The sequence below is a fragment of the Rossellomorea aquimaris TF-12 genome (assembly GCF_001648555.1).
Classification (GTDB): domain Bacteria; phylum Bacillota; class Bacilli; order Bacillales; family Bacillaceae_B; genus Rossellomorea; species Rossellomorea aquimaris.
The window spans coordinates 223,056-235,047 of the sequence record NZ_LQXM01000029.1; the positions used below are offsets into that span (position 1 = coordinate 223,056).

Consider the following 11,992-nt stretch of genomic DNA (forward strand, 5'->3'; position numbering starts at 1 on the left):
ATAATAATGAATGAAGTCATCATTTGTCCAATCTCCTGTTGGGATGTAGACAATGCACGGAAAGGAGACTGAGAGATGGAAATTCATATTTCAAATGAAGCACTAATTTGGTTTAAAGATGAAATGCTTGTAGAGGATGGTCAATATGTGCGCTTTTATGTGCGTTACGGGGGATCTAGTCCTCTTCATGACAGCTTCTCCTTAGGGGTTTCCAAAGAAGATCCTGTTGATGTTGGAGAGCTTACTGAAAGAGAAAATCGTAAATTCTTTGTAGAAGAAAGAGATTTATGGTTCTTTGATGGTCATGACTTGTATGTAGAATTTGATCAAATCCTTGAAGAACCCTCTTATGAATATAAAAAGTAAAATAAAAGGACAACAGACAGGTGCACACCACCCATGTTGTCCTTTTTATTATTGTTTGCGATTAATGCTCCACAGTGTTTGGAGTATCAGTTTAGAAAGCTGACTTGGAGAATAAGGTTTGACCAAATATCCTTTTGCACCTAACCCAAGCCCTTTTTCTTTTTCATCAAGTGCTGATGAAACGAAAATCGGGATATGTTTTAATTCATTGTTTGTTTTAAGTTCTTCTAAAATATTCCATCCGTCAATATCTGAGTGTTCGAGCATGATGTCAAGAACAATAGCATCAGGTAATTCTCTCTTTATTGCTTCGAGTGCTTTATGACCATCATCATAAGTAGTAATTTTAAATCCAGAGTCATTTAACTCTGAAGTCAATAAGGCTGCTAAATTTTGATCATCCTCTACAATTAACACATTACCTCCCTTTCCTTCACATGCTTCATCAAAGGACCCATCTTCTTGGATGTAATCTGCTACTTTGGGAAGAAATACTGTAAATGTACTTCCTATACCTTGTTGAGAATGGATGGTAATATCTCCTCCATGGGCTTTCATTATTTCTTTTGCGATTGAAAGACCTAATCCAGTTCCACCAATCTTTCGTCTGTCTGTGTTATCCACTCGATAAAACTTAGCAAACAAGTTAGGAATCGCTTCTGCTGGAATCCCTAACCCTTCATCTGTAATTGAAACAAGGAAATTTTTTTGATCGCTATCGAGAACGACGTTAATGTTTCCTCCGTCAGGAGAGTACTTTACAGCATTATGAAGGAGATTTTGGAATACTTGTCCTAATTTATCTTTATCAGCAAGGACGGTGTCCTGTTCAACTTTTCTAGCAAATTGAATCGTGTGTGCCGTTGTTTGAACTTGTTCTCTTTCAATAACATCACGGATAACTGGTGTTATGGAGTCGTATTTCATTTCATATACTTGTTTTCCGGATTCCATTCTTTGTACATCCAAGAAATCGTTTATCAGATTGGTCAATCTCTTGGCTTCACCATAAATAGTAGATAAATATTTCTTTTGCCGTTCTTCCTTTAGTTCCTTCGTAATTAATAACTCCGTAAAACCAAGAACACTTGCTAAAGGTGTTCTTAATTCATGGGAAACCGTACTCACTAATTCATTTTTCATTTGATCTGCTTCAGATTCCTTTGTTCTGTCACGGTGAACGATTACCCATCCAACCTTCACATTGTTTCGATAAAGGGGTTCTGCGTATACTTGGATGACTCTATAAACAGGGTGTTGAATGATATATTGTATTTTTTCAATGACTGTATTCTCTGAATCAATCAGGTCAGTTATAAAAGTTTCAAACGTTTTTGGTTCTTCCATCTTATCGGTAAAAGCTTTTAACCAGGTGGTATATGGAGTATGAACAAACTTTTGAAGTTCTCTGTTGTCAAAAAGCTCATAGAATTTTTCGTTCAAATGAAGTGTATCACCCTCTGTATTAATGAGTTGAATTCCTTCTTGAATCGTATTAAGAATATCTTGATTCATTCGTCGATCCACTTCGGATGCCTCAAAAATACTTATTTTATCCAATGATAGAGAAATCTGCTTGCTTAATGAAGAAAATTCTTCGATTTCTTGTTCGTTAAATCCATAACCGAAACGAGTATATACCATTATTGCTTCTACATCGTAGGAAGAATTAAGGACAGGAAGAAATAAGTCATAGCAGCTTTGTCCTTCCGTATGATACCCTTTTTCACCTTCAGTAAGCGAGCGCATGGTTACAAGAGGCTTTTTATCAACTAAAATTCGTTCATTTAATCCGTTAAAGATATATTGTATAAATTGCTGTGCTCCCGATTCAGATATTCCCCACGTTGCATGTGAGAATTCCTTGTCTAATAAGACAATCATACCCCGGTCTGCATTAATGATGGAGGAGAATCCTTTCACAATACTTGTTAGTATTTCATTCTTATTTAAAGAATTAGATAGGGAGTTAATGAGTTCATTTTGATTACTTAACCTATTTTCTCTCTCTTCCATTTGTCCAACTAATTTTTCAAGCTCTAATTGCTGTGCCTGAAGTTCTTCCTGTTGATGAAGAAGCTCATCGTTGGTGTCTATAAAATGCTGTTCATTTTCTTTAATAGACTGAACCATCTTTGTGAAGCTCCTGGTTAAAACAGCAATTTCATCTTTTTGGGAATCCTTTACCTTTGGAAGGCTAGTCTCTTTACCTTGAATTATTTTTTCAGCAGAGGCTGCTAATTCACGAATGGGACGTCCAATACGATTTAAACTAAGTCGAGTGAGTATTAATAAGATAATCAGCATAACAAGTACAAAAATAAACATCGCCCATTGTGTCATTTGTTGTAGATGATTCAGCAAGTCATACCTGTTGTTAATTTCTTCCCGAAGAGACCTTCGATAGTCATCAACCGTTTGTTGAAATTTTTTAATTTCACCTGTTACATTTGAATTGGCTTGTTCTGATACCAGTTCTTTACGATTGTTTTCAAAATTATTTAATGCTTTTGGTAATTGATCTATAAAATAATAGTTTAAAAACCTGTTCATTTCATTAAAAAATCTTGAATCATCCTCAGTACTGATATACGTCTTGTGTCTGCGTAATAAGTATTCAATTGCGGGCTTCTGATCTAAAGCATTATTTTTGAGATCCATATTGGAATAGGCAAAGTACCCCCTAAAATCCAAAAAAGCCTGTGTAAATGCATCATCGATATTTTTAGTGATATCTTCTTTTTTTTCCAGGGCTTTAATTTCTTTTAAATGTTGATTTTGAGTGTTTAATTGAGTGTAAATAAGAATAGAAGATCCGATAAGGAATAAGACGATAAAACTGATCATTAAGACACCGAATCGTCTTGAAATGCTTTGCTTATAATAGTTCTTCATTTACTCTACAATCTCCCTAACTTTTTCAGCAAGTTCCATAGGACTGAAAGGTTTTGTGAAAAAGTAATTGGCTCCTGCATCCATTGCGGCTTTTTGGTCAGATTGCTGACTTTTAGCTGTAAGCATCATAACGTTGGTTTGCTTATTCATTTCATTTTCTCTAATAGATACAATGACTTCTAACCCTGTTTTTCCAGGCATCATGTAATCTAATAAAATAAGATCATATTTTGAGTGCTTTGCTAATTCTTCTGCCTCTTCCCCATCAGCTGCCTCATCAATTTGAAATCCTTCGTCTTCAAGCGTGTCGACAATCAACATTCTTAATACATCTTCATCTTCTGCCAGTAGTATGCGTGTCATTATGGTGTTATCTCCTTAATCAAAGAATTCAAGGTAAAATTTAAGCTTCTGTTCCATGGTGCTAATTTTAAATGGTTTCTTTACATAGTCGTTAATTCCAGCCGCTATTGCCTTTTCCATTTGCTTGCTTAAAGACTGTGCAGAGAGCATCAGAACCATGAATCTGCTCAAATCTACTTTTTCAAGAGTTTCAATGCCATTTATCCCTTCCATATTCATGTTCAGTAGAACAATTCCTTCGTTGTTTCGTACTGTCCATTCACTTTCAATAAAATCCTCTCCACTTTTATATCGTTCAATATGTACTAACTTTTTACTATCAGAGGAAATTTGTTTTAAAAGATTCATTAATAGTAACTGCATAATAATGTCATCTTCTACAATGGCGATGGAAACAGCTTTTTCAGGAAGCAATTGTTGTTGACTGTATATGGTTAACTTATTCCTTCCTAACTCCTTTGATGTATATAGAGCAATATCAGCCAAATCGAGCCAATAGGCAGGGGATGTCGATACTGCGCTATCAATTTCCACTATTCCTCCCGAGAAGGATACAGAAAATTGATGATGTGAATTAGTGAAAATTTCTTTATGAAAGTCAGATTGAATAACTGCAAGTTTTTCCTGTACACTTTCAGCTCTTTGGTTAGGGAACAGTATGAGAAATTCTTCACCACCGAAACGAATAAAAATATCTTTCGTCTCAAGTTTACTGCTTACAAATTGACTAAACTTCTTTAACACGGTATCTCCAATCAAATGACCATGTTGATCATTTATTTTCTTGAAATGATCTAAATCAAGAAAAGCAATAGATAATCTCTCATTATCATGATCCGCTTCCCACTGTTTCGAGCAATACTGGTTAAAGACTTGGGCAAAATATTTTCGATTATATAATTTCGTTAATTCATCCATTAAAATTAATTCATCAACAAATTGCTTCCTTTGAATTTGTCGAGTTAATCGAATTTCTAACTCTTTTAATTTAAAGGGTTTGAGTAGAAAGTCATCTGCCCCTTTTTCATAGGAAGTCATTCTAACAACATCTGAGGAGTCTCCACTCATCATCATAATGGGTACGTATTGGCGTTGTACCATTTGAGTAATGTGCTCAAGAGTTTGTAAGCCATTTTCATCTTCTAAAAAGATATCTAATAAAATGCAATCAGGCTTTATATCATAAAGGGCAGATAAAGCTTTTTCGCTATTTCTAAATGCAAAAACCTGAAATCCCTGCTTCTCTAAAAAGTCCTTTAAAATCATTAGAATCGTCACATCATCATCTATAATAAAAACAACCTGTGTATGCAAGGAGTTTTCTTGGTTCATTGGAAGCTCTAATTCATGATTATTTTCATACTGGTAACAAATCGTTAAAATAGGAGCGACAAGCTCTTGAACCTCTCTATTGAGCCACTCTTTATGGCCCAGCTCCTTTACATGTTCATGTAGATTACGGGCTAATTTACCCAACTCATCTAATTCAATAGTCGGTGCAGTTCCAGTAATTGAATGCAGGAAACGCTCTATTTCCATTTGTTTGATGGGTGTAGAAAGAGTAAACCATGTAGATAATTGTTTGCGTATGTTTTCTATCAATTTTTTCTGATAGATTAGTAAATTTGCCATAATTGTATGTACTCACTCCATATTAATATCCCTGCTTACTAGAAAGTACTATTATAATAGTCTGGTGTCAATCACCTATAAAGGAAAATTATTCATGTTCCATAAATCGTTGGATATGTTCTGATAGACCTTCTTCGTGTAGAATTTCCTTCTGTATATCTCCCATTAAATCGAAGTGAGGAAATCCATCTTTTCGATAATGAATCCATTCTCCCTTTAAACCGTGCTTAGAGCCCCAATTTAATAAGGTTTCTACATTGGAACAGCCAACTTTTGTTACAGATCGTACATTTGGAAATCGATCATCTAACCAATAATGAGTAAGAAAAGCAACCTCACCTCTCAATACAGCTTTCTTCCACTGTATTAGTTCCTCTTTGTTTATTCCATAAGCCATGGGTAACTTCATTCCTTTCTTTGGTGATAACCACCTTTTTAAAGTGGGCTTATTTTCTCTATGCTTGTTCATATTATTTCAGGATTTTTTTAAGGAGGGTGAAAGAGGAGTCAATAAGATAGGAATCTTACATGAGGCAAAACAATCATGTTTTGCCTCATACGGAAATTATTTTTGTTTTTTTACTTTTTCGTAAGCGATATGCCATTCTGGAAACATTCTTTTTATTGAAATAGGTCGAAAGCTATCTTTTTTTACACAAACATGTTTTGATTGCCCTATTATAGCTAATTGGTTTTGTCCATTATAAATTTCATAAGCATATGTAATTCTTAATCCGTCGTATTCTTCTACCCAAGTCTTTACAAGGGCATTTTCACCATAGCGAACGGGTGTCTTATATTGAATGTTTAAGTCTATTACAGGAGACAGTATGCCTCCTTTTTCAATTTGAGCATAGACAAATCCCAGATCCTCAATTAGCTTAGTTCGTCCTAATTCCATCCATACAAGATAATTGGCGTGATAGACAACGCCCATTTGATCAGTTTCTGCATATCTAACTTGAATTGTTGTTTCTGCTACATGCACGTCGTTTACCTCTCCTCTTTTTAAGCTCTTCTTTTTTTGATTTATTAATGGTAAATAATCTCTTTCCCAATCCCTCAGACAAACCATCCTGCCTCTAACTTCTCAAAGCGGGAACTGTTCAGCTGATTTCATATAAAAACAGGGACAGATTTAATTTCCTTTTTCAACTAAGAGCATGTTATTATGTAATTTTATCATAAATGAAAGAGGCATTGAACTTATTAAATGTAGAAGGAAATAAACCCAAACATGATACTTTCATGTTTGGGTTCGTTGGAAAGATCGTTATTCTTGATTGTTTTGCTTGGCTTCATCTTTAATTTCACTACGGAAAGCTTGAAGACTTTCACGACGGCGCTCATTTTTTGCTTTAATCGATTGAAGCTGCTCTTCGCTATCCGTAAACGCCATAGACTCTTCAGCTTTTTCCATATTCTCAATCGTATGATGCACCATCCCCTGAAGCTTCTCCACATTATCGCTACGATCATCCGGATTCGGTTTATCCCAGGCCATCCTACATTCCTCCTAATAATAAATGAGGGACGGACCTCTCTAATAAGACCATCCCTATATTATTTTTCATCTGATTGAAAACCTTTATTCACCCTTCGTTTGGATCACTTGGGCATGTTTGCCTGATTTGTCTTGCATTTGCTTTCCTTTGTTACCACCTGCTGCTCGTGATTGTGTGCCAATATGATTCGGTGCAAAATGATTCGGACTTCCTTTTGAATTACTCATAAACTTCCCCCCTTACTATTATCATTACCAACTTAAAGAGGAAATGCAGGTGAAATAATTGGCAAGTACATTTTTTTTTCAAAAAAAATAAGCCTCGTAATTATTTACTCGGCTTTGCCCATAGGACGTTTAATTTCAAGTCTTGCATCAATTCTCTCTTCAATGGCATCAATGGCGTCTTGATCTAAAAGTAATTGTTTTTTATTTTCTTTCACTAGATCTGCAAACGATTTTTTTCTTGGTCTACGCACGTTGTATCGCCTTCCTTCCTATATCAGTTTGTATAAATAGTATATCCAACTTTCAGATAGTTTAAACAAAGTGAAAATAGAGAGTATTCAAAGGAGCGTCCCTCACTCAAGTAAAGGGGTAAAGGATTTGAGAGCACCGATTTGTTTGTGGGTGATGATGCCTTTTTCGTTGATGATGAAGGTAGTGGGTACAGACAAGATATCGTAGGCCTTGTTTATTTTGTCGTCTTTGTCTAATAGAATGGGGAATGTTAGGCTCAGGGATTCTGTGTATTGCTTTACATTGTATTGTGGGTCAATATTAATGGCTAAAATCTCAACGGTATCCTTGTGTTTTTTATAAAGCTCCTCCAAAATAGGCATCTCTTCTCGACAAGGTGGACACCACGTTGCCCAAAAATTAAGAATGACTTTTTTACCTTTCAATGATGAAAGCGTGATCTCATTACCGGACAGGGTCTCTAGTTTAAAATCAATCGCTTGATCTCCTACATTTGGTCCAGGGTAGTGGTCTACCGGTGTAGATTCAGAAACCTCCCCCTCCTCTATATCAATTAGTTGATTATAGGATTGACTTTGATTGGAATTTTGGAGAAATGTCTCCTCAGAATATAATGTGGAATCAGACTTATTTTCAACGTAGATTGTGAATAGTAATGAACTGACAAGCACTATACCAAAGAAAGTTTTCAAATGAGAGTCCCTCCTCTCTCTTAATAAGAGATGTTTTTCTATCATCATATGTTAGCTTGTCTACTTTTAGTCATTTTTTCACGATAGAAAAAACAGTGAGGGTGAAAAAAATCAGAAAGAAAAACCCTGGGATGAATCCCAGGGTTTTTCATATCATTATGCTTTTAATTTGTCACGAAGTACCATTTGAAGGATTCCACCATGACGGTAGTAATCTACTTCTACATCAGAATCAAAGCGAGCAAGCACTTCAAATTCAGTTGTTGTTCCATCTTCAGCAACTGCTGTTACAGTTAAGATGTCACGTGGCTTCACATCGTTTGTTACATTAACAGAAATCGTTTCTTTACCAGTTAAGCCAAGAGATTCCGCACTATCACCTTTTTTGAACTGAAGTGGAAGTACACCCATCATCACAAGGTTTGAACGGTGAATACGCTCATAGCTTTCAGCAATAACTGTTTTAATTCCAAGTAAATTTGTACCTTTTGCTGCCCAGTCACGAGAAGATCCCATACCGTAATCTTTACCTGCTAAGACAACTAATCCAGTACCATTTTCTTGATACTTCATGCAAGCATCATACATTGGCATAATTTCATTCTCTGGCCAGTAAGTCGTGAATCCTCCCTCTGTACCAGGCGCGATTTGGTTACGGATACGAATATTGGCAAACGTACCGCGCATCATTACTTCATGGTTACCACGACGTGAACCATAAGAGTTGAAATCACGTGGTTCTACATTGTTAGCACGTAGATATTTTCCAGCTGGTGTATCTTTACCAATGGCACCTGCAGGTGAAATGTGGTCAGTCGTTACTGAGTCACCAAATTTACCTACAACACGAAGTCCATTTAATCCTTGAATATCTTCCGGAGTAGTTGCTAATCCAGTGAAGAAAGAAGGGTTTTGGATGTATGTTGATTTGTCATCAAAGCTATAAAGTGGCTCGTTACTAGTTTTGATTTCGTTCCAACGCTCATTTTCTGAGAACACATGCTCATATTCTCTACGGAATAATTCTGGAGTTACTGTTGATTTCACAGCATCTTTGACTTCATCTTGTGAAGGCCAGATGTCTCTAAAGAATACATCATTTCCATCTTTATCTTTACCTAGAGAATCTTTTTGAAGATCAATGTCTACTGTTCCAGCTAATGCATAAGCAACAACCAGTGGTGGTGAAGCAAGATAGTTAGCTTTCACAAGCGGATGAATACGGCCTTCGAAGTTACGGTTTCCTGATAGCACAGAAGTTAATAATAAATCGGCATCTGATACTGCCTTCTCAATCTCCGGACGTAATGGGCCAGAGTTACCGATACACGTCGTACAACCATACCCTACAAGGTTAAATCCGATATCCTCAAGGTAAGATAGTAAGCCTGAATCTCTAAGGTAACCAGTAACAACTTTTGATCCTGGAGCTAGAGATGTTTTTACGTAATCAGGAACGTTCATTCCAAGTTCTACTGCTTTTTTCGCTACTAAACCAGCACCTAGCATAACATATGGATTTGATGTATTTGTACAAGATGTAATGGCAGCGATACCAATCGCCCCAGTAGGCATAACAACATCTTTACCATCTTCCGTTGTATACTTTGCTGTTTTATTAATTTCAGACGCATCTAAACCGAAGCCTTGAACGCCTTCTTTTGCTGTAATGGATTTATTGAATGACTCTTTCATGTCTGAAAGTGGAATTAAATCCTGTGGACGTTTAGGTCCAGAAAGGTTAGGCTCCACTACAGATAGGTCAATTTCTACTACATCGGTATATGTCGGTTCTTCTTTTTCAGGTGTGAAGAACATGTCATTTTTCTTTAAGTATTCCTCAACCATTTTGATATGGTCTTCGTCACGCCCCGTTAAACGAAGGTAGTCTAAAGACTCTGAATCAACTGGGAAGAAACCACAAGTAGCACCGTATTCAGGAGCCATGTTTGCAATTGTTGCACGGTCAGCAAGTGGTAATGTTGCTACTCCAGTTCCAAAGTACTCAACAAATTTTCCAACTACACCTTTTTGACGAAGTACTTGTGTAACTTTAAGAGCTAAGTCAGTTGCTGTTGCTCCATTAGGAAGCTCACCTGTTAGTTTTACTCCAATAACTTCTGGGATTGGGAAGTATGATGGTTGACCAAGCATTCCTGCTTCTGCTTCAATTCCACCTACACCCCAGCCTAACACGCCGATACCGTTAATCATTGTAGTATGAGAATCTGTACCAACTAGTGTATCTGGATATGTTTCAAAATCACCATCTGTTGTTTCAACAGCGTGAACGACATTCGCTAAATACTCTAAGTTAACTTGGTGTACAATACCTGTTGCTGGTGGTACAGCACGATAGTTTTCAAATGCTTTTTGTGCCCAGCTTAGGAATTGATAACGCTCAGCATTGCGTTCAAACTCGAGATCCATATTTGCCTGTAAAGCACCAGCTGTACCGTATTTATCTACTTGTACAGAGTGGTCAATAACAAGGTCAACTGGAATTTCAGGATTGATTTTTTGTGGGTCTCCACCAATGTCAGCCATTGCTTTACGAAGTGATGCTAAGTCAACGACAGCTGGTACACCTGTAAAGTCCTGAAGAATTACACGAGAAGGTTTGAAAGGAACTTCTGCGTCCTTCACCTCAGTTGATCCCCAGTTAGCTAAGTTTTCAACGTGATCCTTATTGATTACACGTCCATCAAATTGTCGAAGTACAGATTCTAGTAGTACCTTCACACTGTAAGGTAAACGATTAATCTTTGTTACTCCTGCTTCTTCAAGCGCTTTTAAACGATAGTAATGATAACGTTTTCCTTCTAGTTCAAAAGAAGATCGTGCATTAAATACATCGTTCTTTGCCATTTCGATTCCCCCTCTAACTACATAAACACATTAAGTCGAAAAGTCTTCGTTCTAAAACTAACGAACTTTTCTCACATTTACATCTTAATACAAGCGATTACATAAGTAAATAACAATAAAGTTATTGTTTTTGATAAGTTTTTCTTATCTAAAATAATAAACAACTTTTGTTTTTTAAGGGAACATTGATATGCCAACATTCCCCCCTATGTCAGATCGTGTCATTTTCCTGAATATATTATTGTGAAAAAACAAAAATACATGTAAGTCATTTCCTCTAATAGGAAATATGACGTGGTGGTATTCTAATCACATGGAGGTGTTTACATTGGCAAAACGTAAAGCAAACCATGTGATAAATGGGATGAATGCAGCGAAAGCACAAGGAAAAGGTGTAGGTTACAATGAAGAATTTTCGAATGAACCTCTAACTGAAGCACAGCGACAGTTTAATAAAAAGCGTAAAACCAATCAATAGGCATGAGGTGACCTGGTGTCGGTTCATATTGGAACCCACAGCAGGTCATTTTTTTATGTAATCACTACAAAACTTCCTATTTAATCCCATTATTTCACTACCCTTTAATTCCTGGATTAAACCTTCATAGAAAAAACTCTGCAAAATAGTTGCAGAGTTTTTAGCCTGTTGTAAATTCTCTAGATGTTCCCATTTACTTCATTGACAATAGAGGTTAAATCTGATTTAAATTGTTGCAGTTGAGCTTTTTGAGTATCCGAAGCTACTTCAAGTGCATTTTCAATTTGCTGGTAGGCTTCATTCACTTCATTTTTTAAATGTGCAAGCTGTGAGCCGTAGCTACCACCATCTAATACAAGTTCATTTACTGTATTTTGCACTTCTGTAACTCCCTGTTGTGCTGCTTGAAATGCTTGCTGTTTATTTTTATGGTAAGGCATGGGGCATCATCTCTCCTAATTGTAAAATAGCCTTTTTATTATAGCCAAAAAAGATCAATGATATACCTATGAATAATCTCCTTTGCAAGAATCCATTCTAATGATGAGGAGGGATGAATGATGAATAAAAATGATAGTAAAGATATGCGAAAAAATGCGCCGAAGCAATCCGGTCAACCAGAGCCATTAAGCGGTTCTCATAAAGTAAAGAATCAAAATCACACACGCCAGAAAAATAATAAGAGTCACGATATGTAATCCAAGGATAGATGGT

14 protein-coding genes are annotated in these 11,992 nt (G+C 36.3%); 3 read left to right on the forward strand and 11 right to left on the reverse strand.

Annotation, left to right across the window (positions count from 1 at the left end):
* The first annotated feature begins 75 nt into the window (after positions 1-75).
* Positions 76-366 (forward strand): HesB/YadR/YfhF family protein, encoded by a 291-nt coding sequence (locus IQI_RS14640; RefSeq protein WP_064093387.1) that lies wholly within the window; start codon positions 76-78, stop codon positions 364-366.
* Between the two features lie 48 nt (positions 367-414).
* Here IQI_RS14640 and IQI_RS14645 read toward each other — a convergent pair whose 3' ends face one another.
* The 10 genes from IQI_RS14645 to acnA all read right to left on the reverse strand — a co-directional run bounded on the left by IQI_RS14645 (position 415) and on the right by acnA (position 10,800).
* Positions 415-3,261, reverse strand: a complete 2,847-nt coding sequence (locus IQI_RS14645) for an ATP-binding protein (RefSeq protein ID WP_064093388.1) — start codon at positions 3,259-3,261, stop codon at positions 415-417.
* The gene (locus IQI_RS14650; protein WP_064093389.1) at positions 3,262-3,624 is read right to left on the reverse strand and encodes a response regulator transcription factor; all 363 of its coding nucleotides are present in this window, start codon (positions 3,622-3,624) and stop codon (positions 3,262-3,264) included.
* A 15-nt stretch (positions 3,625-3,639) separates the two neighbouring features.
* A complete protein-coding gene (locus IQI_RS14655) occupies positions 3,640-5,256 on the reverse strand; it encodes a response regulator (protein WP_064093390.1) in 1,617 nt (538 codons plus the stop codon).
* 88 nt (positions 5,257-5,344) lie between these two features.
* Positions 5,345-5,653: a hypothetical protein gene (locus IQI_RS14660; RefSeq protein WP_064093885.1), complete on the reverse strand. Its 309-nt coding sequence runs from the start codon at positions 5,651-5,653 to the stop codon at positions 5,345-5,347.
* 168 nt (positions 5,654-5,821) lie between these two features.
* Entirely contained in the window at positions 5,822-6,244 is a 423-nt protein-coding gene (locus IQI_RS14665) for an acyl-CoA thioesterase (RefSeq protein ID WP_064093886.1), read from the reverse strand.
* Between the two features lie 285 nt (positions 6,245-6,529).
* Entirely contained in the window at positions 6,530-6,760 is a 231-nt protein-coding gene (gene tlp, locus IQI_RS14670) for a small acid-soluble spore protein Tlp (RefSeq protein WP_064093391.1), read from the reverse strand.
* 84 nt (positions 6,761-6,844) lie between these two features.
* Entirely contained in the window at positions 6,845-6,988 is a 144-nt protein-coding gene (locus tag IQI_RS14675; protein ID WP_044336998.1) for an acid-soluble spore protein N, read from the reverse strand.
* A gap of 104 nt (positions 6,989-7,092) precedes the next feature.
* Positions 7,093-7,239 (reverse strand): FbpB family small basic protein, encoded by a 147-nt coding sequence (locus tag IQI_RS20365; protein ID WP_082892732.1) that lies wholly within the window; start codon positions 7,237-7,239, stop codon positions 7,093-7,095.
* Positions 7,240-7,341: 102 nt separating this feature from the next.
* The gene (locus tag IQI_RS14680; protein WP_197489760.1) at positions 7,342-7,932 is read right to left on the reverse strand and encodes a peroxiredoxin family protein; all 591 of its coding nucleotides are present in this window, start codon (positions 7,930-7,932) and stop codon (positions 7,342-7,344) included.
* Between the two features lie 156 nt (positions 7,933-8,088).
* On the reverse strand, positions 8,089-10,800 hold the full coding sequence (acnA, locus tag IQI_RS14685) for an aconitate hydratase AcnA (RefSeq protein ID WP_064093392.1): 2,712 nt from the start codon (positions 10,798-10,800) through the stop codon (positions 8,089-8,091).
* A gap of 328 nt (positions 10,801-11,128) precedes the next feature.
* On the opposite strand from acnA, the gene sspO reads away from it, so the two are divergent.
* Entirely contained in the window at positions 11,129-11,278 is a 150-nt protein-coding gene (gene sspO, locus IQI_RS14690) for a small acid-soluble spore protein O (protein WP_064093393.1), read from the forward strand.
* Positions 11,279-11,457: 179 nt separating this feature from the next.
* On the opposite strand, the gene IQI_RS14695 is transcribed toward sspO, so the two are convergent.
* Positions 11,458-11,718 carry a hypothetical protein gene (locus IQI_RS14695; protein ID WP_064093394.1) on the reverse strand — a complete coding sequence of 87 codons (261 nt, stop codon included), beginning with the start codon at positions 11,716-11,718 and terminating at the stop codon, positions 11,458-11,460.
* Between the two features lie 117 nt (positions 11,719-11,835).
* Here IQI_RS14695 and IQI_RS14700 point away from each other — a divergent pair, with 117 nt between their 5' ends.
* Entirely contained in the window at positions 11,836-11,976 is a 141-nt protein-coding gene (locus IQI_RS14700; protein ID WP_064093395.1) for a small acid-soluble spore protein P, read from the forward strand.
* The last annotated feature ends 16 nt before the right edge of the window (positions 11,977-11,992 follow it).

What these genes read in the sequence shown, in the direction of transcription:
- IQI_RS14640 (WP_064093387.1), top strand. Translation starts at nt 76, where the DNA reads ATGGAAATTCATATTTCAAATGAAGCACTAATTTGGTTTAAAGATGAA.
- IQI_RS14645 (WP_064093388.1), bottom strand. Translation starts at nt 3,261, where the DNA reads ATGAAGAACTATTATAAGCAAAGCATTTCAAGACGATTCGGTGTCTTA.
- IQI_RS14650 (WP_064093389.1), bottom strand. Translation starts at nt 3,624, where the DNA reads ATGACACGCATACTACTGGCAGAAGATGAAGATGTATTAAGAATGTTG.
- IQI_RS14655 (WP_064093390.1), bottom strand. Translation starts at nt 5,256, where the DNA reads ATGGCAAATTTACTAATCTATCAGAAAAAATTGATAGAAAACATACGC.
- IQI_RS14660 (WP_064093885.1), bottom strand. Translation starts at nt 5,653, where the DNA reads ATGGCTTATGGAATAAACAAAGAGGAACTAATACAGTGGAAGAAAGCT.
- tlp (WP_064093391.1), bottom strand. Translation starts at nt 6,760, where the DNA reads ATGGCCTGGGATAAACCGAATCCGGATGATCGTAGCGATAATGTGGAG.
- IQI_RS14675 (WP_044336998.1), bottom strand. Translation starts at nt 6,988, where the DNA reads ATGAGTAATTCAAAAGGAAGTCCGAATCATTTTGCACCGAATCATATT.
- acnA (WP_064093392.1), bottom strand. Translation starts at nt 10,800, where the DNA reads ATGGCAAAGAACGATGTATTTAATGCACGATCTTCTTTTGAACTAGAA.
- IQI_RS14695 (WP_064093394.1), bottom strand. Translation starts at nt 11,718, where the DNA reads ATGCCTTACCATAAAAATAAACAGCAAGCATTTCAAGCAGCACAACAG.
- IQI_RS14700 (WP_064093395.1), top strand. Translation starts at nt 11,836, where the DNA reads ATGATGAATAAAAATGATAGTAAAGATATGCGAAAAAATGCGCCGAAG.